Consider the following 23,515-nt stretch of genomic DNA (forward strand, 5'->3'; position numbering starts at 1 on the left):
CGCTCACCCTACTCGATGTTGGCATCAAACACGGTGTTAGCTAGCGTTTGGGCAGGGTGAGAACAAACGCAGCGCCTTGTAATGAGGATTGGGCGACTTGAATGGTGCCATCATAGCTGGCAATAATTTCATCGCACACCGCCAAGCCAATCCCCGTGCCCGGATTTAGCTGATCGGCACGCACGCCGCGCTGAAAAATACTCTCGCGATAGCACTCCGGCACGCCGGGGCCGTCATCCTCGATAGAAAGCTGCCACGCATCGCCTTTATCTTCCAATCGGATCAGCACCTGCTCCAGACAAAAGCGGTACGCGTTCTCGAGTAAATTCCCCAACAGTTCCATAAGATCGCTGCGATGAAGCGGGAGGGTGGCATCGTCAGCAAAACCACGGATCACCGTCACTGGTTTATCTCGATAGGCTTTATCTAACATGCCCGTCAGACTATCGACAGGAATGGTTAGCGAGCTGTCATCACGCTTTAGGCCGCGTTGCCCCACCAAAGCCCGTTTAAGCTGGTACTGAACCATGTCATCCATTTGGCTGACTTGCTCCAAAATACGCTTGTTCAATTGCTCGCGACTCAGGCTGTTATCATCGAGTAGGGCGTTGGTGGCCGCTAAGCGTGTTTTAAGGCTATGTGCCAAGTCGTCCATAGCGTGACGATAACGCACTTTTTGCTTTTCCCGCTGCGTGATCATCTGGTTGAGTGCTTGGGTGAGATCTTGCAGCTCATCAGGGTAATCACTGTCCAAGGTTTGTTGGCGCGATTCGGTGATTGCAATCAGCTCTCTCGCCAAGCGGCGCAGTGGCGAAAAACTCCAATGGCAGGCCGCCACAACCAGCGCAGAAGCAGAAAAGAACAGCAAACTGATGTAAAACCATGTCTCTGTTTCCAAGTTGGCGAGCTGTTGCTGTTCTTGCCCCACATTACGCAGCACATACAAATGATTAGGACTATCGCTTGGCTGCTTATCAGAAGATAGCCGTTGGGCCACCACGTTAAACCCGGCAATCGAGAGATACTGTGGCGTGGTAGCTTGCGAGGGGAAGAGGGCACAAATGTCATCCACCTCAAAGGCTTTGACATCTCGAGATGTCCATAACGTGTGATTTTCTGGGGTGCAGAGTACCGACATATAATCCGAGCTCGACGGATCAAGCGATTGGATCCACGCGGTGAGCTGGTCGGCTCGGATTAAGCCATCGCGGCTGAGCTGCGCCATCACCATCGGAATTTGCGACACCAAATCGCGCGAGTACGCCGCCATTGAGTTTTGCTGGTACAGCTTATTAATCAACGCCGCAAGGGCAATCGAAAACAGTAAAATAATACCGATCGAGGTAGCAAGCACACGGGTCCGCAACCGCGTGCGGCAACGACACAAAGCGAATTGGCCTAATTTCATGAATTACTCAGCTTGAATTTCAAAAAGATACCCTTGACCACGCACGGTGGAAATCGGGTTTTCATGACCGCTTTGTACCAGTTTTTTGCGTAAACGGCTAATCATCACCTCGATGGTATTCGGATCGCCGTCTTGGTCGTGATACAGCACATCGAGTAAGCGTTGTTTGGAGATTACTTCGCGGCTGTGGCGAATCAAGTACTCAAACAGATCATACTCAAAGGCGGTTAGCTCTAAAGGCTGGCCTTTTACCGAGACGGATTTGGCCAGCAAATCGAGCTCGATATCGCCTGCGGTAATGGTGGGCTTCACAAAACCGGCACTCCGTCGCACCAAGGCATTCAGCCGTGCCACCAATTCAGGCTTTTGAAACGGCTTCACTAAGTAATCATCCGCGCCGGCATCCAGCCCGGTCACTTTATCCTGCCAATTCGCGCGAGCGGTTAACACCAAAATAGGCAAACGCAGCCCCTTGGCGCGAATGTCGCGAATCAAACTAATACCATCTTGATCGGGCAAGCCTAAGTCAATGATTGCAATGTCATTTGGAAATTGATCGGCGTAATACAGCCCTTCGCTGGCTGTGCTGGCACAGCGCACATGATGACCCAGCTCAGTCAGCTCCGTTTTCACGTGATGACTGAGAATCGAATCATCTTCGATAATAAGCACCTGCATGCGTAACCCCTTGTGAGCAAAAAAGCGCCCAAATTGGACGCTTTCATTATATGCATAGTCGCTGAATTATTGCTGACCGAATAGAAGGTTAGCCAATAAATTACACCAGAATGATCAACAGAGTACCGGCCAAGGTGAGGATCACGTTGGCAATCGCATAGGTGCCTGCATAACCCAGCGCCGGAATGGTGCTGCGGGCATGCTCGTTAATCATATCCATCGCAGGCGCACAGGTACGCGCACCGACAATGGCACCAAACAACAACGCACGGTTCATTTTCAACACATAGGCGCCAATCAAATAGGCGATAATCACAGGGATCACGCTGATAAAGATACTGGCAATGATCACTGAAAAGCCCATATCGGCGATGTATTCAAATAAACGGCCACCGGCACTTAATCCAATGCCAGCCATAAATGTCATCAACCCCAGCTCTTTGACCATATTCAGCGCCCCTTGCGGCACATAACCAAACGTGGGGTGATTGGCGCGCAAATAGCCTAAGCTAATTCCCGCCAGCAACAAACCAGCGGCATTACCCAAACCAAAGGTCACTTGGCCGAAGGTCATGGTGATCATCCCCAGCCCAAGGCCGAGAATAAAGAAACAGCAGAACGCGAGCAGATCGGCCATTTGGCTGTGAATCGAAATAAAACCAATGCGCTCAGCCAGACCTTTCACGCGGCTTTTCTCACCGCTGATTTGCAGCACATCACCTTTATTGAGAATAATGCCTTGGTCCATCGGCATTTCCACCTGTGCGCGCACCACACGGTTTAAGAAGCAGCCATATTCTGACAGATTCAGATCGGAAAGCTTCTTCTGCGCGACGCTGTCGTTCTTTACCACAATTTCTTCTTCGACAATGCGCAAGTCGAGCAGATCGCGATCAAACACTTCTTTGCCGTTACGGAAACTGGGGTCGAGGCGGGCATGGCTATCGGGATAGCCCACCAGTGCAATCTCATCGCCTTCTTGCAAAATCGCGTCTCCATCTGGGTTCGCCAAAATGCCATTACGACGAATGCGCTCGATGTAACAGCCAGTTTGACGATAAATGCCCAGCTCGCGCAGATTGCGGCCATCAATCCACTGAATGAGTTCAGGGCCGACCCGATAGGCGCGAATAATGGGTAAATAGACTTTACGCTGCGACTCACTCCCCAAGCCGCGTTCAATGGCGATTTGCTGTGCAGAGTGCTCTAAGTTGTGGCGCTGTAACTTCGGCATCAATTTCGCCAGCACAATCAAGCTCACCAAACCGGTTAAGTACGCCATGGCATAACCGACACTGAGGTTATCGATCATCATGCCCAGTTGCTCACCCTCAACGCCCGTGAGTCCGGAATTTAGGGCATCTTTCGCGCCCACCAGTACCGGCGTTGCAGTCAGCGCACCTGCCATCATGCCGGTGGCAATGCTGATATCCAGCCCCAATTGCTCTTGGAAAAACAAGGTTAAGCCAATGGCACTGAGCAGCACAGTGAGCGCCAGAAGCAAATACGACTTACCATCGCGGAAGAAAACGCCAAAAAAGTTCGGGCCTGCCTCAATACCTACACAGTAGATAAACAGCATAAAACCGATGCTGAGCGCATCAGGCGAGAAGGTGAACCCAGCGTTACCGAAAATGATTGCGGTAAACAGTACACCGATGGATCCACCCAATTGCACATTACCAATTTTGACCTTTCCAACCGCAAGGCCCATGGCAAGTACCACAAAAAGGAGCAAAATATCGTTTTGGAGCAGGAGGTTATTGACGTCTATATTCACAGCACAAATATCCAACAGCGTGCGGAGGAGGTTAAAGTGGTGAAAATTATACCAACCTAAATCACAATTTGTTGTACAAATTTAGTGAAATAATCATTAATTTTGCGTAAAAAAGGACCAATTAACCGCGTTTGGTCAAATTAAACCAAAGAATTCACCACCGCCGAGTTTCTAGACGCCAGTGGGCACTCTCGCTAGCACCCAGCTATTGCGGCTTTCTGCCTCCCCTAAACACCGCTAAAACGACACTTTTACGCCTGCTATTTTTCCCAGCCCACATCCGCCAAACGCGACTCTCTTAACCGACCGCAAAGTGATTTTTTGGAGCGAATATCACAGAACAAGCGCTAGCTAACATTTTGGACACTAGCGCATGAAAAGGTATTTAGACATTTGGTAGGCTAAAAAGTAAACAAAAAGACAGATCGCTTACCGGATGCGGACAATCGATGGGCGGTAGCGTGGAGAAAGACTGGATAGTTAACCAGCTTATCGAGATAGAAGCCAAATAGGATGCACGCTTTCTCATCATGCATTCACGCTTTCTCAGTCCAGTAAAATAAAAGAATCTATTCATCAATGGGTTACATTACTAGGTTTGGGGATAGTGTGAATGCACCAGCCGTGATAGGCGGCATGCACACTTTCGCGGGGAAGAGACAGATAGTAATCGCGATAAATATAATTAATAACAGTTAGTTAATAAATAAAAGGCGCGTGTAACGGTTTTGGGGAAGTGAGTGTGCGCGCTAATACAATGTTAGGTGAATAATGATTACTCCTAAAATATTTTTGGAATGGCTTAGGTATGCGATTGGAAGAGTTGGTCCTGGTTATTTCGGTTTCGTCGAGCGAGTTTATTGTTATGAACTCTATCATTTTTTGAGAGTGGCAATGTATGGGTATGAGCGCTTGCACGGCCCCATTCAGAATGTGTACCTTCATTCTGAATTTGTAAAAGTTGTAATTACCGATGAAGAAGCAAGAAGATATGGAGTTTTCCCATTAGGCAATCGACGCTCTCCAGACTTTATGCTTCATGAACCGAATACTACTGATCATCAAATTGCTGCAATGGAAGTTAAAGCTACTCCTGATTTGAGTTACGCAGAATTCGTAGATGATATTGAGAAACTCTCTGAGCTAAGGAGAAGTTATAGATACGGCTTGGTCATCTTTCATTGTATTAATTCCGACCTAGGTCGGATACAACAGCACGTAACTAGAGCTCAACAAGAAGGAACTGCCCTAGACCCTGATGTCTTGATTATTGCCAAGCCTGAAAGCTATTTACCAATTCAAGAAGTATATCTTGGTGAGTTATTGTAATTCACCTAACAAGCGCAGTCACTGGGACAAAGTTTCCGCTGCGCTACAACTTTGCCCGTGCTACAAGCGTTAGGCTATTCATCATATTTGGAGACTTTATGAAGGAAAAGAAATATCAATTATTGTACCCCAGTGCGAATGGTGAAGTGCAAATTCGGACAATCGAACAAGATGGAAAAGTATTATTCTGTTTTCCCGATGTGGTACAAGTTTTGTCTAAAGACAATGTGTATTTCTCATCGACGAAAGGGAAAAGAGAGGGTTTTGCTGGTTTACTGAGCAAATTATCTACTGTTTTAAAAGATAAGCACCGAGTAATAATTCCTCTTTCACAAGCAAATGAATTTGGAGCCGATTTCGATTTTTATATTACAGAGGCTGGCTTGTATAAACTTCTGACTTACGACCAAAGTGATGCTTCAGAAAGATTTCAAGATTGGGTTTTTGAGGATGTTTTACCGTCAATTAGGCAATTTGGTTGTTATCCGTCACCTAAACAAGGTGCATCGGAAATGAGTACGATGGTTGCTTTACTTAAACAAAACGTTACGCTGCTTGCCCAAGAAATTGAAAAAAGGGAAGAATTAGAGAAAAAAGTCATGACGATCGATGATCGAGTAACTGCGATTGAGAGTGATATAAAAGATGACGAACTAATTTCAATATCTTCGTTTATAGAAAATAATAACATCACCGCAACGGATCCTGAACTATTATGGGTATGGTGTCAAAAAATAAAATTGCAATCAGGTGCCGACAGTAAAAAACCTAATGACGATGATAAATTAAAATATCGTTATCCACTTTTCGTTTTAGAACAAGCTTACGGTGAGGTTCAACGCTATCATTGAAACCATAGTCTAACAATACAAAGCAATTGACAATTATTTTGCAACTGTTCTAAGCGTTATATGCACGGGAGAGTTCAGTGGAAGAAAGAATCCGAAAGAGGGAAGTCAAAGTCTGCCCTATAGTGCTTAGAAAATCAGGAAACAATCGCGAGTTACTGCTGTTTGAACATCCATTAGCTGAAGTTCAGTTGGTTAAAGGTACATTAGAACAGTCGGATATTTCTATTGAAAGTGCCGCCTTGAGAGAGCTGAAAGAAGAATCAGGGTTATCTAGCGTATCAAGAACTCGCTACCTAGGTAGTTGGGAAAGCGGTTTTCAAAATCATTTGTGGCATTTCGTGCTTTGTGAAATAGAGCAACAATTACCGAACAACTGGAGCTTCTTTACTCAAGACGACGGCGGGCATGAATTCAATTTCTTCTGGCATAAAGTAGGCAGTCAGCCCGATTTTAAGTGTCATAAAGTATTCTCTGATGCCATCAAACAAGCGGAAATTCTGTGCATATAACACATATGAGCCCTTCTCCGGTCAATAGGCAATAGCATTCTTTTGGCTGCGCCAGCAGCTAGTGTTCTCGAACAACCAATTCGTCTGCTTTGCTCTGTCATTTCCGCCATTAAGTCATTGCTTACGGCAAACACATATAGGAGGTCTCTTACTGCGGTCTCAGCGCTGTCTGCCAATCATGCGACAGGGCCATTTCTCGTTCCCACGCTCCTGCGTGGGAACGAATTAGGGAGAATGACTTTTCCGTGGTCATTCACCGCGTGAAGAGAAAAGTGGTACTTGGAGAGATCAACGCCACAAAAAATTGAGTAGACATGGTTACCTCCGTTATTAAAGGCCGCACCTAAGTGTGTGGCAGATCTTCATGAGGGGGAGTCCATGTCATTCGTTATGTTCTCGGAGGTTTATGGAAAATTTCAAAATTAGCAGAATCCATACAAAGTCAGGTATTTTCAGGCTAACTGGAGTCATCAACGATGAAATTGATCTTAAAAGTATTAGATATATTTCTGCCGAATACATGGGAACTGACGGTTGGTGCGAACTCGATTTACAGTCAGAACATACTCAAAGCTTGTTACGAAGCATTCAAATTGAAGTGTTACAGCATCTAAGTTGAGGAAGTTTGTCTCATCTAGTAAACGTAGTTTTTAAACGGTCAGGAGCCTCATTTAGCTACAAACATAGCAAAGGCATTAAGGTGATACTGGACTTGCTCCGCTTAACCAGACAAGAATACAAACTCTTTACCTTCACGACATAACAGAAAGTTACTCAGCTTACACAAAAAAGGAAGCGTTTTGATCACCATTAGAAAAGCTAACCAAAGCGATGCGCAAGCTATTTTTGATTTAAGAAACCGAGCTATTTTAACTAAGTGTTCGGCTCATTATACGGAAGAGCAGCTTTCACTTTGGACGCAGGGTAGCGTGTCTGAGCGTTTTATTGCCGACGTGGTTGATATGTTTTACGTTTCTGAAATAGACGGGCAGGTTATCGGCAGCGGTAAGCTCAACACACAAACAGGAGTGGTGGATGCCATCTTTGTTGAGCCAGATTACAGTGGCAGGGGCGCGGCGAAAAAGATGCTCCAGTTTTTAGAGCTCCTAGCGAAAGAGCAGGGCTTGCGATTGCTAACGCTCGAATCCACGCTCAATGCAGCGCCATTTTATCGTGCATGCGGCTTTGTGGGCGATGAGATATCAACGTATCACGCTCCAAAAGGGATCCGGTTGGATTGCGTGCCGATGGAAAAACCACTCTAAACACAACATCGATAATAAGGAGCAAGGATGACTGACGTTTTATCACTGGTTTCAATCGGGTTCGCATTTTTTGTTGTCGCGGTCTCTCCGGGGCCGGCGAATATCTCCAATGCAACCATCGCCATGAGGAAGGGGCGAAAAGTTAGCCTTGTTTACGGCGCAGGGTTATCTATTGGGCTGCTTTTTTGGGGCATTGTCGCCGCCAGTGGCTTGGGTGTGGTGCTACAAGGGTCGGTATATTTACTCATGCTGCTAAAAATCGTGGGTGGCGTTTATCTTCTATGGCTGGCTTACCTTTCTTTTAAATCATCCTTTAATGCCGCCGCGTCGGTCTCAACAACCGATAGCCAAGAAGCGGGATACCGAAAATGGTTTGTTCGTGGCGTGGTTCTAAATTCCTCTAATCCTAAAACCGTGGTGGCATGGATGGCGGCTTTGTCGGTTGGAATGGGCTCAAGCAGCGATGGGCTATTTCTTGTCGCTGCGGTGCTGACTTGTATGCTGGTCGGCTTTTTGGTGAATGGGATGTACTCTCTGTTGTTTTCAATCAACGGCGTGATGAACGTCTACCAAAAAGTGGCGCATTGGGTTGAGCGAGTAGTGTCTGGGATCTTTGCGCTGGCAGGTTTAGGGTTACTGCGCTCTGCTTTTAGTCGCAATCCTGCGTGAGGCTTTACCTCAACCCAACTTGAGGGGTTAATCTGGTGCCATTCACATAAGGAGTCGACGATGACATCAGCACCCATGATTGAACAGTATTTACACCGCCTCGCGTTGAGTGAGGCGAAGGGCGTGGCACTGGTCACTGAGCTTATTGAAAAGCACTTGGCGCGGTATGCGTTTTCTAGCCTTAATGCCTTGGCAGGGCAGTCGCTTTCTTTACAGACGGATGCATTGTTTGAGCGGTTGGTGGTGAACCAACAAGGCGGCTATTGCTTTGAGCATAACAAGATTGCCTACCTTGCCCTGAAACATTTGGGGTTTGATGTGCGCAGTGTGCTGGCGCGAGTGATGCTTAATGGTAAACCTACCAATCCACGCACCCATCGTATGAATGTGCTTGAGCTCGATGGCGAGACTTATCTAGTGGACGTTGGTTTTGGCAATAAAACCCCGCGCGGCTTACTCAATATCAACCAGCGCACCTGCACCATCGGGCACGATACCTATCAAATCACGCGCAATGGCGATGTGGTGACCGTGGTATTACACGAGCCCGAGCAACCGCCATTAACGCTGTACGAGGTTGAGCTCTACGACGTAGTAGAAGCCGACTTTGAAGTGGCGCATTTCTATTCTCATCAACACCCCGAAGCCATTTTCGTCAATAACCTCGTGGTGTCGTTGATCACCGCTTCACACCAATATTTGATTCGTAATCAGCAGTTTTTGGTGTGGGATGCGGCAGGGCACCTCATGACCGATAAAAGCATCGATAGCGTCGAGTCATTAACTCAGCTTGTTCATGAGGTGTTTTTACTGCAACCACCGAAAGCGGTGTTGGAAACCGCGTTTGCACAGGTGACGGCCAACGCGGCGGTTTGAGTGAGCGGATATTAACGAGTACGTTCGTCTTGACGTACGTACTCGATGTCGTACAATTGTTTAAAAACTAATCACCGGAGAGGCGCTATGACGGGGATCACTGCCACTGAAGCGCGTAGCAAATTGTATCGGCTCATTGATGAAACCGCCGAATCGCATCAGCCCATTGTTATTGCGGGCAAACGTAACAAAGCAGTGCTGATTTCTGAAGAAGACTGGTCAGCCATTCAGGAAACACTCTATTTGCTTTCTGTACCAGGGATGCGTGAGTCAATTCGCGAAGGCATCGCCACGCCGACGGATGAATGCGATGAGGAGTTGGACTGGTGACATGGAAGTTGGTTTACACCAAACAAGCCCAGAAAGACGCAAAAAAGCTGGCTTCCAGTGGCCTAAAACCAAAAGCGCAAGAACTGTTAGCACTGATCGAAGACGACCCCTACCGTAAACCTCCTCCATTTGAAAAGCTTGTCGGCGATCTCACTGGTGCCTATTCACGCCGTATTAATATTCAACATCGCTTGGTCTATCAAGTCCTCGAGGATGAACAAGTGGTGAAAGTGCTCAGGCTCTGGAGCCATTATGAATAGTGGCTGATTCGAATCCCTTTTTCTCATTTTTTAAGGAACAAAGTGTGAAATCTATCTTCTTTTTTAATTCAATGTTGACGCCAAAACTGGTCACCGGACTGTATTGGCTGCTGTTACTGATTGCGTTGTTCTCTGGACTGGGCACTATGTTTGGTAGCTACGGTGGGATGCGGTTGGAAAACGTTGCTATTGGCCTGTTTACTATTGTTGCCGGTGCAGTAGGGGCAAGGATTTGGTGTGAGTTGATGATTGTGATTTTTAAAATCAACGAAAATCTTCAAAGTCTAAAAGACGTGAAGGAGCGTTCAGACGTGTAAATACGTTGATAGTGTTGAGTATAAAAAAGCCAGCGAGATGCTGGCTTTTTAGTAAGATTATCGGCGCCTTATTCTTGATACAGGCCGAGGTTTTCTTTGGCATAGGCTTCAAACTCGGTAAAGCCGCCAACGTGCTCTTGGTCAACAAAGATTTGTGGCACAGTTTCAACCGGTTTACCGACGGTTTTTTCCAGATCGGCTTTGCTGATACCTTCTGCGTGGATATCCACATAGCGGTAGTTGAAATCTTCACGGCTTGTTTTCAATTCTTCAGCCAAATCTTTTGCGCGAACACAGAATGGGCAGCCAGGGCGGCCAAAAATTACGACGAACATAGTCATCTCCTTTAGCGTCAATGGGTTTACTATGCCCGATCCCCGGGTAAGAAAAAAGACGAAATTACCTTTTGCATTGATAGAAAAAATCGATTGTTCTTTTTCACCGCACGTAAGGCCTTGTATGACGCGGATGGCTAACAATATGGCGGAATAGTAGGCAGAGCAGTGGTTTGCGACACCGTATAGAAAAGTGTATACCCGTATCACCTGATGTTATACCGATTAAAAGGACCCATCATGAATCCAACGATTGAGACACTGCTTTCTCACCGCTCTATTCGTAAATTTACTCAAGACGCGATTTCTTCCGAGCAATTGACCCAGATTATTGATGCGGCGCGCGCGGTATCCAGCTCAAGTTTCTTGCAGTGCACCAGCATTATCCGTGTGACGGACAAAGAAAAACGACGCTTATTGGCGGAATACGCGGGCAACCAAGCGTATGTGGCCGACTGTGCGGAATTTTTAGTGTGGTGTGCCGATTTCCATCGCCATGAGCAAATCAGTCCTAATGCCCAACTAGGTTTTACCGAACAGACGCTCATCGGTGCCATTGATAGCGCGCTGATGGCGCAAAATGCCATGGTGGCGGCAGAGTCGATGGGCCTAGGCGGCGTATATATTGGTGGCCTACGTAATCAGCCGAGCAAAGTGGCTGAGTTGTTGGCATTACCTAAACATGTGTTGCCTTTATTCGGGATGTGTTTGGGGGTGCCCGCTCAAGATCCGGAGCGCAAGCCTAAGTTGCCTGCATCTTTGTTAGTGCACGAGAACAGCTATCAAGCGATGGATGAAAAAGCGCTTGGTGAATACGATCAGCAAGTGCGCGAGTATTATCAAACCCGCACGGGGGGCAACAAAGATATGTCTTGGAGCGAGCAAATCTCGGCAACATTGGAAAAAGAGTCGCGCCCATTTATGAAGGATTTTGTGAATAAGCAGGGCTTTAGCACCCGCTAAACGCATCAAGTTTCCCTTTCATATTCACCGTGTAAAAAAGCAGCATTACGCTGCTTTTTTTATGTTTTTGGGCGCAATGTGCCTAAGTTTTCTCACTGTTTTGTTGGCTTAAAGTTGGATTTTTCCTTAATGTGCCAAAACCTATTTACATCCTTGGTATAACCCGTAATATTGCCGCGTTTTTGTGCTGTACGATCATTTTTCCTTAGGGTTGTGAGCACAGTTTTTGACTTTTGAATCATATTTTTTCGAAGTAGGGTAACTATGGAAAACAAATTGGCTAATCCAGCGCCTTTGGGGTTGATGGGTTTCGGTATGACAACCGTGCTGTTAAACATTCATAACGCCGGGTTCTTTCCGATTGATAGCATGATTTTGGCGATGGGCCTGTTCTACGGAGGCCTCGCGCAAGTGATCGTGGGCATCATGGAATTTAAAAAGGGCAACACCTTTGGCACCACAGCGTTTACCTCATACGGCCTGTTTTGGTTGACGCTGGTTGGTTTGATTGTGATGCCAAAGCTTGGCATTGCTGAGGCCAGCCCAGCCGCATTTATGGGATGGTATTTGGTCATGTGGGGCCTGTTCACCGGCTTTATGTTTATCGGCTCACTGCGCTATTGCTTCGCCAAGCAGTTTGTTTTCGGTAGTTTGACGGTACTGTTCTTCCTACTTGCCGCGCGTGATTTCACCGGCAGTGCCTTTATTGGCACCATTGCAGGCTTTGAAGGGATTGTGTGTGGTTTAAGCGCGATCTATTTCGCGATGGCGCAAGTGCTAAACGAAGAATATGGTCGCACTATTTTGCCAGTGGGCGACAAACAGCCACAGGCAGCTGTGGCGCAACACGCCGCTTAATGGCTATACCGCGTGGGCGTATAGGCTCACGCGGTTATCGTGGCTTCGCTGAGGCTTAATAGGTTAGCGCTAAGCCCAAATAAAAAGCCCGAGTTCATGACGAACTCGGGCTTTTTTATACCGTGTGAACGGTGCTTATCGCGTCAAAGACGGTTAGCACATCACCTTAACCGCAAGACCGCCTTGCGATGTTTCACGGTATTTTGCATTCATGTCTTTACCGGTTTCCATCATGGTTTCGATGACTTTATCCAAAGAAACACGTGGCTCGGAAGAGCGTTGAAGCGCCATACGAGAGGCGTTAATCGCTTTCACCGCGGCAATACCATTGCGCTCGATACAAGGCACTTGCACTTGGCCCGCAACTGGGTCACAGGTCAAACCGAGGTTGTGCTCCATAGCGATTTCTGCCGCCATGCACACTTGATGAGGGCTACCACCCATTAGCTCGGCCAAGCCTGCGGCAGCCATAGAGCAGGCAACGCCTACTTCGCCTTGGCAGCCGACTTCTGCACCAGAAATCGAGGCGTTTTGCTTATACAAGCCACCAATTGCACCGGATGCGGCGAAATAGCGCGTGTAGGTTTGCTTGTCGACGGTTTCGATAAACTTATCGTAGTAGGCCAGTACGGCGGGGATAATGCCACACGCGCCATTGGTTGGTGCGGTTACGACACGGCCACCGGCGGCGTTTTCTTCGTTGACGGCAAAGGCGAACATGTTCACCCAATCCACTACGGCCATCGGATCAATGTTGTATTTTTCGCTGGTTTTTAATTGGTTACGCAGCGCAGCGGCACGGCGTGGCACACGCAGTGGTCCCGGAAGCACCCCTTCGTTTTCCATGCCGCGGTTCATACACGCCTGCATGGTTTTCCAAATGTCAGCAAAGTAGGTATCGATTTCTTCTTGGCTGTGCATGGCTCGCATGTTAGCCATGACCAAACCGCTGATGGAAAAACCGGTTTCTTGCGTGAGCGCCAACAAGCCGTCTGCGGTATTGAAGTCGTAAGGGACTTCAACCGTTTGCATGGCAGGTTGACCGAACTCGGCTTCTTCGACAATAAAACCGCCGCCGATCGAGTAATAGGTTTTGCTCAGCACACACTCATCACCTTGCCACGCATGAATTTGCATGCCGTTTTCGTGCAAGGAGAGGTTAGAGGTATGGAAGTTCATTCCACCGTCACGCGGAAAAGCGACCACATGCCGCTGTTCGCCCAGCGGCAGTTGCTCGGTGTCTTCGACGCGTTTGACGAAGCCAGGAATCGAGTCAATATCAACGGTTTCAGGGCTGTTGCCTGCAAGGCCCATGATGATGGCGATATCGGTGTGGTGGCCTTTACCGGTGAGAGACAAAGAGCCGTAGACATCAACGCTAATCCGATCGACGTCGGTTAAACGTTGATTCGCGACGAGCTCATCAATAAAGCATTTACCGGCTTTCATTGGGCCAACGGTGTGAGAGCTGGAAGGACCTACACCAATCTTAAAAATGTCAAAAACACTGATCATGTGTCTTACCTCAGTCAATGCCCTAAGGGCAATGGATTTAGTGTTTACGCAATCCGTCCGTGGTATTGACTGTGATAACGAGCGATACCGCGCTCGTAATGAGAATCAGGAGCAGGGCAAACCCCACTCCTGATTTTTTTGGGAATCACCGCAAACATCGATGGATGCGGTTGACTGAGTCATCCCGATAGTCACCTCTATGACTATCACGCATTTTATTGCGATTTAGAAGAACAAACCGTAAAGAATGGCTGAGATTGCAATCAAACCCATGACCAATACAAAGGCGTTGCTAATTGTACCTGAATACTTCTTCATTGCTGGCACATTTTTCACGGCGTACATTGGCATAATGAATAGGATGGTGGCAATGATTGGGCCGCCAAGTGATTCAATCATACCCAGAATGCTTGGGTTTAGGGTCGCAACCAGCCAAATGGTCAGGATCATGAAGACCACAGTGAACACGTCGATTTTCTTACGGTTGACTGGTTTGTTATCGGCGCCACGCATCACTTTGACGATCAAACCGTTCAGACCTTCACGAGCACCTAAGTAGTGACCGAAGAACGAAGAGACGATAGCCACGAACGCGACGATAGGACCTAGGTACGAAATGAATGGGCTTTCGTGCTTGTTAGCGAGGTAAGAAAGAATCGCGATGTTTTCTGATTTCGCCGCTGCCAGATCGGCAGGGGTCAGTGACAGCACGCAAGAGAACACGAACAGCATCACGAAACCAAGCAGCATACCTGCCGCACGCAGCAAGATTTGCGCAGATTTCTGCTCGGCATCTTTACCGTGGTCACGGCTTTGTGCCATTGAGAACGCTGAAATCGCAGGGCTGTGGTTAAACGCGAAGACCAACACTGGGATAGAAATCCAAAGAGTGATGGTAAAGTCACCAACGGAAGGGACTTGTGATAGCGCCGCCGTGTTCCACTCTGGGATCAGGTACAGCGACATAAACAGCAAGATACCGACCAGTGGGTAAACCAAGAACTGGGTCACGCGTAGCATGATTTTCTCACCCAGCAGCATGATAGCCATCATACCGAGGATCAGAACCAGTGACAGGATCACGCGTGGCGGTGAGGCCATACCTAGCTGGTTGACTAAGAAAGAATCAACGGTGTTGGTGATACCGACGCCGTAGATCAACACGATAGGGTAAATGGCAAAAAAGTAGAGCAGGGTGATGATCTTACCCGCGGTCGCGCCAAAGTGTTCTTCAACCACTTCGGTGATATCGCTGCCGGGCTTCTTTGACGATAGGACAAAGCGAGATAGGCCACGGTGGGCAAAAAAGGTCATAGGACCAACAAGCAGGGTCATCACTACGAGCGGCCAGAATCCGTGCATGCCGGCGTTAATTGGCAAGAACAGGATACCTGCGCCTACCGCTGTGCCAAAAAGAGAGAGCGCCCAAGTTGTATCTTGTTTGGTCCAGCGCAGGCGCGATGTCGCACTGGTACCTGTGGTCGAGGTCGTTTGCATAACAATACTACTCACATTGTGTAGGGGAACAGAAATCAGGGATGGCGAATTCTGGCGATTTCCACGTAGAAAACCAAGAGCTGGATCGCTATATGAAAAAGATAGGCGAAACTATTGCACCAAAGTGTGATTATAATCACCTAACGTGACGGGATCCGCCAAGATTATCGGCAAAAGTGTCAAGTTTTTTGTTGGTTGAATAAGCACCAATGTGCACTAAAAACAGTACTTATTGCATGGTTTTTGCGGTTATCTTGAGCAAGAGACATGTAATGATAATTGCGTGACCAGCGCGCGCAAAAGTTGTGCTGTTGCACCCCATATTAACCGGTTTTGATGATAAAACGCGGCAACTGGATGCCATTGTCCGTAGAGATAGAAGGATTGTTCGCGGATATGGCCGGGTTGGCACAGAGTATCAAGAGGCACCTCAAAACATTCGGCTACTTCGTTGTCATCCAGTATCGGTTGGTATTGGGGATCCACCCATGCCAGCACCGGATGAATGTAGTAACCGGTGACGGTGGGCAGAGGACAAAGCTCGCCAATAATGTGTTCGCGGCCAACCTGAATGCCGGTTTCTTCCCACATCTCGCGGGTTGCAGTCGCGATGTTGTCGCAATCGACCGTTTCGCGTTTACCGCCGGGAAAGCTCACTTGGCCCGGATGATGCTTTAAATGATCGGCGCGGCGGGTCAAAATCAACTGAATACCGTTGGGGCGCGCCACTAAGCCGATCAGTACCGCTGCCGGTTGAAAGTCTAATCCGCGTAGAATGCGGGGGGCGAGTCGAACGCGGTTAAGAATACGATTGTCGTGACGTGCCAGTGGGCTGAGGCTAAAGCGTTGGAGAATGTCACCCGGTTGCAGTGGTGTACGCGTTTTTCTCTCTCCTCGCTCCCAATGCTGGGGCACCGCCGGTGACAAGCTCTCTTGGCTGGCGGCAATGTGGCGACTGTTTATTGTATGATCGCTGAAATAAGCAGGGGTTGCAGCCACGTGCTGCAAAGGATGGTCGATAAACAGTGGGTTATGATCGAGCCCATATTGTGGCGCTGAGGCAGGTGCTCCCTCACCTTGGCTTGAGGCACGTATGGATGCCGCGAAGCGGTGTGATGTCCACGTTTGTGGGGGAGCAATCTCTGTCATAACAACCTCTCTTTATTCCTGCCGCTTACCCATCAGACTGTGCTAGAACGGGCAGGATACGACTGACCTTATCGAGTGTTTCTTGATATTCCGCGTCGGCTTCACTGTCGGCAACCAATCCACCGCCTGCCCAGACATGGAGCTGGCCTTGATGCCCCACCAAGGTGCGGATGGTGATGCTAGAGTCCATTCGGCCACAACGACTGAGGTAGGCGAAACTGCCGCAATAGACATGACGTCGGTGCGGCTCAAGCTCTTCGATAATTTCCATGGCACGCACTTTGGGGGCGCCGGTTATCGAACCGCCCGGAAAGGCGGCGCGTAGCAGTTCAAGCGCACTTTTGTCCTCGGGCAGGGTGCCGGTGACCGTGCTGACCAAGTGGTGTACCGCAGGAAAACTCTCTATATCAAAGAGTTTAGGCACAGAAACGCTACCTGGCGAGGCGACACGACCGATATCGTTACGTAACAAGTCAACAATCATCAAGTTTTCCGCCCGATCTTTGCTGGCTGATTTCAACGCGTGGGCACTGTCGGCATCTTGTTCGGGGTCGCTAAAGCGTGGTCGGGTGCCCTTAATGGGCTTGGTTTCGATATGTTTGTCGTGTACGGATAAAAAGCGCTCCGGCGAGACCGAGAGTACTGCACTGTCTGCTAAGCGGATAAATCCAGAAAACGGCGCGCCATTGCTGGTGGCGAGTTTGCGGTAGGCTTGCCACTCGTCGCCTTGATAGCGTGCGCTAAAGCGTTGGGCTAAGTTGATTTGATAGCAATCGCCGGCATGCAGGTAGTCTTTGACCTTGGCGAACTTCGCGGTGTAATCCGCTTCGCTCATGTTGGCTTGCCAGGTTTCGGTGAGCTCGAATGGTGTGGTTTGCGGCGCCTGCTGGCGATTAAGCCATGCCCAACGTGTGTCACTATCCGGTGCAATTACGACTGCCGTTTGCTGGTGGTGATCCACAATCAGAGCCCAATCATAAATCCCCACGGCCATGTCAGGCACATCGAGCTCATCACGAGCAATGACGGGCAAGGTTTCCACACATCGGCCTAAATCATAGCCGAAATAGCCCAGTGCCCCGCCAATAAAAGGCCAAGGCTCGATAGCGTCGATATCAGGGAGTAGCTGCGCTTGAAGTGAACTTACCCATGTAAATGGATCGTCGATGTGCGTTTGGGTGTCGCCACTGGCGGTGTAATGGGTGGTAACCTGACCGTTTCGCGCCGCCACGGTGGCAAGAGGATCGGCGACCACAATATCAAAACGACTGTCCGGGTGGGTACGGGTTGCCGAGTGCAACAGCATGGCCCAAGGCTGGTGGGCAATGTTATTAAACAGGGTGAGGGCCAAGTCCGTTGCGTAAGGAATCGGTGTAGTGGTCAGCATAGTGGCGTTTTGTGGCTGCATTCTTCTTTTTTGTGATCACGATTGATGCGCTGTATGGCGCGAGAATAGCGCTAAGCGTATCATAGCAAGGCCTTTTCCGGCAGACGCACACTGAATAAACCCGCCGAGGTCATGTAAACCCGCGGCTTCTATAATCACAGGGTGTGCGTGCTCAACAGACGTAACGATAATAACGAGGGGAAGGCTCCCCCACACTGGATACCCGCTTTGGGTCCTGCAAATGACACCAGAGGCAATGATGACCACAATTAAACAGCAAGACGTGATCGAAAGTGTTGCAGATGCCCTGCAATATATCTCTTACTACCATCCCCTTGATTTTGTTCAAGCCCTAGAAAAAGCCTACCACAAGGAGCAAAGCCAAGCGGCGAAAGACGCTATTGCACAAATTTTGATCAACTCCCGCATGTCGGCAGAAGGGCAACGTCCGATTTGCCAAGATACCGGCATTGTGACCTGCTTTGTCAAAGTGGGTATGGCGGTACAGTGGGATCGCCATGATATGACCGTTCAGCAGATGGTTGATGAAGGCGTACGACGCGCATACACCAACCCAGATAATCCACTGCGTGCCTCTGTGGTCGCCGATCCTGCGGGTAAGCGCCAAAACACTCGCGATAACAGCCCAGCGGTGGTTCACATTGATATGGTGCCGGGCAATACGGTCGATATTCAAATTGCAGCCAAAGGGGGCGGCTCAGAAAACAAAACCAAGATGGTGATGCTCAATCCGTCGGACGATGTGGCCGAGTGGGTGGAAAAAACTTTGCCTGCAATGGGCGCGGGCTGGTGTCCTCCGGGGATGTTAGGTATTGGTATCGGCGGCACGGCGGAAAAAGCGGCGGTGTTGGCGAAAGAGTCGCTGATGGAGCACATTGATATTCAAGAGCTTATCGACCGTGGTCCAAGCAATGCCGAAGAAGCGCTACGTCTCGATATTTTCAATCGTGTGAACAAGTTAGGTATCGGTGCACAAGGGCTTGGCGGTTTAACGACTGTGGTTGACGTAAAAGTGAAAACGGCTCCCACGCATGCTGCCTCAAAACCTGTGTGTTTGATCCCCAACTGCGCCGCGACTCGCCATGTGCACTTTACGCTTGATGGGACTGGGCCGGCGGACCTGACTCCACCGAAATTGGAAGAGTGGCCGCAAGTGACGTGGGAAGTGGGCGACAACGTCCGCCGCGTAAATCTTGATACGGTCACCAAAGAAGATGTGCAGAGCTGGAAAACCGGGGAGACTGTCTTGCTCTCGGGCAAAATTCTGACCGGGCGTGATGCGGCGCATAAACGTATTCAAGAAATGCTACGCAATGGCGAAGGATTGCCTGACGGGGTCGATTTTAACGGCCGCTTTATCTATTACGTCGGCCCTGTGGATGCGGTTCGTGATGAAGTTGTCGGTCCGGCTGGGCCAACCACCTCAACACGTATGGATAAATTTACCGACATGATGCTCGCCGAAACCGGCTTGATGGGCATGATTGGTAAAGCCGAGCGCGGTCCAGCGGCGGTAGAATCGATCAAAAACCACAAAGCCGTTTACTTAATGGCTGTTGGCGGTGCTGCCTATCTGGTATCGAAGGCGATTAAGAAAGCGCGCGTGGTGGCGTTTGAAGATCTGGGTATGGAAGCGATTTATGAGTTTGAAGTCGAAGACATGCCGGTGACCGTCGCGGTTGACTCGCAAGGGCAGAACGCGCACCAAATTGGTCCGGATACATGGAAAGTGAAAATTGCGGAAATGGACAGCTAGTCGCTAGTCTGTCATGAGCAGCAATAAAAAATGCGCCAATTTTGGCGCATTTTTTTTAACCGTATCACCACGCGTATGCGTTAGGCGACTTCCTCTTCGTCGAGATCGAATGAGGCAGCAATCAGGTTACGCGTGTATTCGTGTTGCGGGTTATGGAAGATTTCTTCTGGCGTACCCGCTTCCATCACTTTCCCTTTTTGCATCACCATCACGCGATCAGACAGGGCTCGAACCACACTCAAATCATGGCTGATGAACAGATAGCCGATGTTGTGGCGTTTCTGAATATCTTTCAGCAAGTCGATGACGGTCAACTGGACGGAGCGGTCCAATGCTGACGTTGGCTCATCAAGCAGAATGAATGCTGGGTTGAGGATCAGGGCACGCGCAATCGCGATACGTTGACGCTGGCCGCCTGAAAACTCATGCGGATAACGGTTAATTGCAGAGCTATCAAGGCGTACTTCATAAAGCGCATCTTTGACGCGGTCAAGGCGTTCTTTTTTACTCAGCTCAGGGAAGTGAGTACGAAGACCTTCGGCAACAATTTCCCCCACTGTCATACGTGGCGATAGCGACCCAAATGGGTCTTGGAACACCATCTGCATATCACGGCACAGTGCTTTATTTTCACTGTTTTTAATGTCATGAATATCCTGACCTTTAAAGCATACACGGCCTTCTGCTACGGGAAGAAGGCGCATGATGGCACGGCCGAGTGTGGATTTACCGGAACCTGATTCACCCACAATGCCCAGTGTTTCACCGCGGCGTAGTGACAAGCTAATGTTACTCACCGCTTCAAAATAGCGCTTGTTACCGCCAAAGAAATCGGCGCCCAAGAAATATTTGATGGTGACGTTATCCACCGACAACAGGTTTTCTGCGTCCTCTCGGGGGGTTTCTTTGCGACCGCGAGGCACTGCATCAATCAGCATCTTGGTGTAATCTTCTTGCGGGTCTGCAAACAGTGCTTGGGTTTCGTTAGTCTCTACCACTTTACCTTTACACATCACCACAACACGGTCAGCAAGGTGTTTGACCACACCTAAATCGTGTGAGATGAACATGATCGCCATGCCCATTTTCTTTTGTAGGTCGCCGATCAGGTTCAATACCTCGGCTTGCACGGTTACGTCCAATGCGGTGGTCGGCTCGTCGGCGATCAGCAAATCAGGTTCGTTGACCAGCGCCATCGCGATCATGATCCGTTGCAACTGACCGCCGGAGAATTCGTGTGGATACTTTTCAAGTGCGCCGGTTGGGTTAGGCAGTTGTACCAATTTAAGCAACTCGATAATGCGCTCTTTGGCTTTCGCAGGTGTGGTGCGGTGGTGGCACTGAATCGCCTCGGTCAGCTGTTCACCGACACGCATGTAGGGGTTCAGTGAGGTCATCGGTTCTTGGAAGATCATGGCAACGCGATCGCCGCGCATGGCTTGCATCTGCTTGTTGGAAAGGCGTAACACATCGGTGTCGTTAAACGAGATTTGCGAGTCTGGTTTGACGATGGCGTTGTTGGGGAGCAAGCCCATTACGGCACTGCTGGATACGGATTTCCCCGAGCCTGACTCACCGACAATGGCGAGTGTTTCGCCGGGCATGATGTCAAAGCTGACGTTTTTTACAGCATCAACGATGCCATCGTTCGTGGTAAATGACACGCTTAGATTATTGACACTAAGCAGTGGCTTAGAAGCAGATGAAGACATCATCACCTCACTGGTTGATTATTCGACGTCACTCGCCAGCCCAAGGTTATTGTGCAAAGCGTTAATGCATTGCACGTATTACTCGATAAAGGGCTAGCGCTCGATTGTTAGAGATTAAGCGAGTGGGGGTGCCACTTGCTCTGGTTCAATCATGTTGGGTTGATATTTGCGAGCCAAGCTCAACAACATATCCCCTAGATGCGGATATCAGCCAGCTGGAGCGACTCATTACCCATTCAGGGAAATGAACAGCTTGCGCCAGTGGAAGAGGTAGGATACGAGTGCCGCGATAACCGAAATGCGCTTCAGGTTACCTCTCCTTGCGAACACAGCTTTTCAACATAATCAGATGTTGATACCAAGCAGCGTGAATATCCATATATCACCCACACAATATACGATTCGGATATAAAAGCAAACTGTTATTAACTGCAAGATTTACCATGTCAGACTTTGAACTCACAGACAAAATCACGGCTTTTAGCGTTCGCGATAGTCAATAATCAGGAGGATAAGCAAGGTTTGGGTTGTTTGTTTTGTGGGCGCCGTTGGGCAGGAAGGCTCAGACATCGGGCGTATAAAAGGCGTGCGAATCGTGCAATTCGCACGCCATGTCAGCTTAGCTGCGATCGAACTCTAAACGTGTCGCGTAGCGCTCGTCACTATGCTGGCCGTGCTCGAATGCCACTTGACCGTTCACAATCGTCATATCGATGCTTGAGCCAAAGGTATGGCCTTCGAACGGTGACCACTGGCATTGGTAGAAGAGGTTGTCTTTACCGACCGTTTGCGTCTGGTTGAGGTCTACCAGCACCAAGTCGGCCCAATATCCTTCACGGATAAAGCCACGCTCTTTCACCTGATAACGCACCGCTGGCGCGTGTGAGACTTTTTGCACCACCAAAGGCAAATCGAAAATACCACGATGATAAAACTCAAGTGCCACTTGAAGCGCGTGCTGAACAAGTGGTAAGCCTGCTGGCGCTTTAAAGTAACTGTTTTGCTTTTCTTCAAAGGTGTGAGGGGCGTGGTCGGTGGCAATCACGTCGATCACACCGTCTTTCACCGCTTTGATCAGTGCTTGTTGGTGATGGGCTTCTTTGACGGCTGGATTACATTTGATCAAGGTGCCCTTGGTCGCGTAGTCATCACGGTTAAAGAATAAGTGATGCACACAGGCCTCAGCGGTGATCTGCTTTTGCTGAAGCGCTTCGAGCGTTTTCGCGGGCTCAAACTGATACAGCTCATCTTCAGTGGTCAAGTGCAGCACATGTAGGCGTGTACCGTGTTTTTTAGCGAGATTGACCGCCAACTGGGATGATTTTAGACACGCTTCTTTGGAGCGAATATGCGCGTGGGCATCAATCGGTACGTCCTCACCGTATTTCTCGCGATAAATGTTCTCGAGTTCGGTGATCATCGGGGTATCTTCGCAATGGGTTGCGATCAAGGTTGGGCAATCGGCGAAGATAGCGTCAAGGGTGTCAGGATCATTGACCAACATATTGCCGGTGGAAGCCCCCATAAAGACTTTAACACCACAGGCACTGTTCGGATCGAGGCGACGAATTTCATCAATGTTGTCGTTGGTCGCGCCCAAATAGAAGGCATAGTTAGCGTGGCTGGATTGAGACGCACGTTGATACTTTTCTTCTAAAGCGTCGAGTGTGGTGGTAGGGGGGTTAACGTTGGGCATCTCCATATACGTGGTGATACCGCCTGCGACGGCCGCTTTGGACTCGGTCGCGATGGTTCCCTTTTTCGGGAATCCCGGCTCACGGAAATGCACTTGGTCGTCAATCATACCGGGCAACAAATGTTTGCCTGATGCATCAATCACACGGCAGTCCGCCGCGGCAGGGGCACTAATATCGCGGGCAATCTGAGAGATTCGGCCGTTTTCGACCAGCACATCGGTCTCAACAATTTGTCCTTCGTTGACGACAGAAGCGTTTTTAAATAGCAGGGTGGTCATGTTGTCATCCTTACATGTAAAGGCGTCGGCGCTATAGTAGCGCAAACGATTACCTGATTCAGCCCTTGATTTTAC

Annotated in this window: 22 protein-coding genes and 1 pseudogene; 12 read left to right on the top strand and 11 right to left on the bottom strand. The window is 49.0% G+C overall.

Annotation, left to right across the window (positions count from 1 at the left end):
• Nucleotides 1–40: 40 nt before the first annotated feature.
• The 3 genes from BGK46_RS03930 to BGK46_RS03940 all read right to left on the bottom strand — a co-directional run bounded on the left by BGK46_RS03930 (nt 41) and on the right by BGK46_RS03940 (nt 3,866).
• Entirely contained in the window at nt 41–1,408 is a 1,368-nt protein-coding gene (locus tag BGK46_RS03930) for an ATP-binding protein (protein WP_069587234.1), read from the bottom strand.
• Between the two features lie 3 nt (nt 1,409–1,411).
• Nucleotides 1,412–2,086: a response regulator gene (locus tag BGK46_RS03935; protein WP_069587235.1), complete on the bottom strand. Its 675-nt coding sequence runs from the start codon at nt 2,084–2,086 to the stop codon at nt 1,412–1,414.
• 100 nt (nt 2,087–2,186) lie between these two features.
• Complete coding sequence (locus tag BGK46_RS03940) at nt 2,187–3,866, bottom strand: aspartate:alanine antiporter (protein WP_069587238.1); 1,680 nt, start codon at nt 3,864–3,866, stop codon at nt 2,187–2,189.
• A 771-nt stretch (nt 3,867–4,637) separates the two neighbouring features.
• Here BGK46_RS03940 and BGK46_RS03945 point away from each other — a divergent pair.
• The 3 genes from BGK46_RS03945 to BGK46_RS03955 all read left to right on the top strand — a co-directional run bounded on the left by BGK46_RS03945 (nt 4,638) and on the right by BGK46_RS03955 (nt 6,555).
• Nucleotides 4,638–5,195, top strand: a complete 558-nt coding sequence (locus BGK46_RS03945; RefSeq protein ID WP_069587241.1) for a hypothetical protein — start codon at nt 4,638–4,640, stop codon at nt 5,193–5,195.
• A 98-nt stretch (nt 5,196–5,293) separates the two neighbouring features.
• A complete protein-coding gene (locus tag BGK46_RS03950) occupies nt 5,294–6,046 on the top strand; it encodes a BRO family protein (protein ID WP_069587243.1) in 753 nt (250 codons plus the stop codon).
• Nucleotides 6,047–6,123: 77 nt separating this feature from the next.
• Nucleotides 6,124–6,555, top strand: coding sequence for an NUDIX hydrolase (locus BGK46_RS03955; protein WP_069587246.1), 432 nt, complete (start codon nt 6,124–6,126; stop codon nt 6,553–6,555).
• A 197-nt stretch (nt 6,556–6,752) separates the two neighbouring features.
• Here the strand turns inward: BGK46_RS03955 and BGK46_RS17995 are convergent.
• Nucleotides 6,753–6,860 (bottom strand): annotated as a pseudogene (locus tag BGK46_RS17995) (IS110 family transposase); the annotation flags it as partial.
• A 495-nt stretch (nt 6,861–7,355) separates the two neighbouring features.
• Here BGK46_RS17995 and BGK46_RS03965 point away from each other — a divergent pair.
• From BGK46_RS03965 to BGK46_RS03990, 6 genes are all read left to right on the top strand, one after another.
• Complete coding sequence (locus BGK46_RS03965) at nt 7,356–7,820, top strand: GNAT family N-acetyltransferase (protein ID WP_069587250.1); 465 nt, start codon at nt 7,356–7,358, stop codon at nt 7,818–7,820.
• A gap of 27 nt (nt 7,821–7,847) precedes the next feature.
• The gene (locus BGK46_RS03970) at nt 7,848–8,489 is read left to right on the top strand and encodes a LysE family translocator (protein WP_069587253.1); all 642 of its coding nucleotides are present in this window, start codon (nt 7,848–7,850) and stop codon (nt 8,487–8,489) included.
• Nucleotides 8,490–8,549: 60 nt separating this feature from the next.
• Nucleotides 8,550–9,365: an arylamine N-acetyltransferase family protein gene (locus BGK46_RS03975; protein WP_069587255.1), complete on the top strand. Its 816-nt coding sequence runs from the start codon at nt 8,550–8,552 to the stop codon at nt 9,363–9,365.
• Between the two features lie 87 nt (nt 9,366–9,452).
• Nucleotides 9,453–9,695: a type II toxin-antitoxin system Phd/YefM family antitoxin gene (locus BGK46_RS03980; RefSeq protein ID WP_021022842.1), complete on the top strand. Its 243-nt coding sequence runs from the start codon at nt 9,453–9,455 to the stop codon at nt 9,693–9,695.
• Nucleotides 9,692–9,955, top strand: coding sequence for a Txe/YoeB family addiction module toxin (locus BGK46_RS03985; RefSeq protein WP_069587257.1), 264 nt, complete (start codon nt 9,692–9,694; stop codon nt 9,953–9,955). Before BGK46_RS03980 ends, BGK46_RS03985 begins: the two co-directional genes overlap by 4 nt.
• Nucleotides 9,956–9,999: 44 nt before the next feature.
• Nucleotides 10,000–10,272 (top strand): DUF4282 domain-containing protein, encoded by a 273-nt coding sequence (locus BGK46_RS03990; RefSeq protein WP_069587258.1) that lies wholly within the window; start codon nt 10,000–10,002, stop codon nt 10,270–10,272.
• 68 nt (nt 10,273–10,340) lie between these two features.
• On the opposite strand, the gene BGK46_RS03995 is transcribed toward BGK46_RS03990, so the two are convergent.
• The gene (locus BGK46_RS03995) at nt 10,341–10,607 is read right to left on the bottom strand and encodes a GrxA family glutaredoxin (protein ID WP_069587260.1); all 267 of its coding nucleotides are present in this window, start codon (nt 10,605–10,607) and stop codon (nt 10,341–10,343) included.
• Nucleotides 10,608–10,847: 240 nt separating this feature from the next.
• Here BGK46_RS03995 and nfsA point away from each other — a divergent pair, with 240 nt between their 5' ends.
• On the top strand, nt 10,848–11,570 hold the full coding sequence (gene nfsA / locus BGK46_RS04000; protein ID WP_069587263.1) for an oxygen-insensitive NADPH nitroreductase: 723 nt from the start codon (nt 10,848–10,850) through the stop codon (nt 11,568–11,570).
• A gap of 264 nt (nt 11,571–11,834) precedes the next feature.
• Nucleotides 11,835–12,428, top strand: a complete 594-nt coding sequence (locus BGK46_RS04005) for an acetate uptake transporter (protein WP_069587264.1) — start codon at nt 11,835–11,837, stop codon at nt 12,426–12,428.
• Nucleotides 12,429–12,581: 153 nt separating this feature from the next.
• Here BGK46_RS04005 and BGK46_RS04010 read toward each other — a convergent pair whose 3' ends face one another.
• The 4 genes from BGK46_RS04010 to pabB form a co-directional block, all read right to left on the bottom strand.
• Complete coding sequence (locus BGK46_RS04010; protein WP_069587266.1) at nt 12,582–13,943, bottom strand: L-serine ammonia-lyase; 1,362 nt, start codon at nt 13,941–13,943, stop codon at nt 12,582–12,584.
• A gap of 225 nt (nt 13,944–14,168) precedes the next feature.
• Nucleotides 14,169–15,440, bottom strand: coding sequence for a serine/threonine transporter (locus BGK46_RS04015; protein ID WP_069587267.1), 1,272 nt, complete (start codon nt 15,438–15,440; stop codon nt 14,169–14,171).
• Nucleotides 15,441–15,689: 249 nt separating this feature from the next.
• Nucleotides 15,690–16,589: an NUDIX hydrolase gene (locus BGK46_RS04020; protein WP_084781249.1), complete on the bottom strand. Its 900-nt coding sequence runs from the start codon at nt 16,587–16,589 to the stop codon at nt 15,690–15,692.
• A gap of 25 nt (nt 16,590–16,614) precedes the next feature.
• On the bottom strand, nt 16,615–17,997 hold the full coding sequence (gene pabB / locus BGK46_RS04025) for an aminodeoxychorismate synthase component 1 (protein ID WP_084781251.1): 1,383 nt from the start codon (nt 17,995–17,997) through the stop codon (nt 16,615–16,617).
• Between the two features lie 238 nt (nt 17,998–18,235).
• On the opposite strand from pabB, the gene BGK46_RS04030 reads away from it, so the two are divergent.
• On the top strand, nt 18,236–19,753 hold the full coding sequence (locus BGK46_RS04030; RefSeq protein ID WP_069587318.1) for a fumarate hydratase: 1,518 nt from the start codon (nt 18,236–18,238) through the stop codon (nt 19,751–19,753).
• 80 nt (nt 19,754–19,833) lie between these two features.
• Here the strand turns inward: BGK46_RS04030 and BGK46_RS04035 are convergent, their stop codons facing one another.
• Nucleotides 19,834–21,465, bottom strand: a complete 1,632-nt coding sequence (locus BGK46_RS04035) for an ABC transporter ATP-binding protein (RefSeq protein WP_069587268.1) — start codon at nt 21,463–21,465, stop codon at nt 19,834–19,836.
• Between the two features lie 619 nt (nt 21,466–22,084).
• A complete protein-coding gene (locus BGK46_RS04040) occupies nt 22,085–23,440 on the bottom strand; it encodes a dihydroorotase (RefSeq protein WP_069587269.1) in 1,356 nt (451 codons plus the stop codon).
• Between the last annotated feature and the right edge of the window lie 75 nt (nt 23,441–23,515).

Origin of the sequence: Salinivibrio sp. SS2 (genome assembly GCF_001722075.1) — a bacterium.
In the GTDB taxonomy this organism is placed as follows: Bacteria; Pseudomonadota; Gammaproteobacteria; order Enterobacterales; family Vibrionaceae; genus Salinivibrio; species Salinivibrio proteolyticus.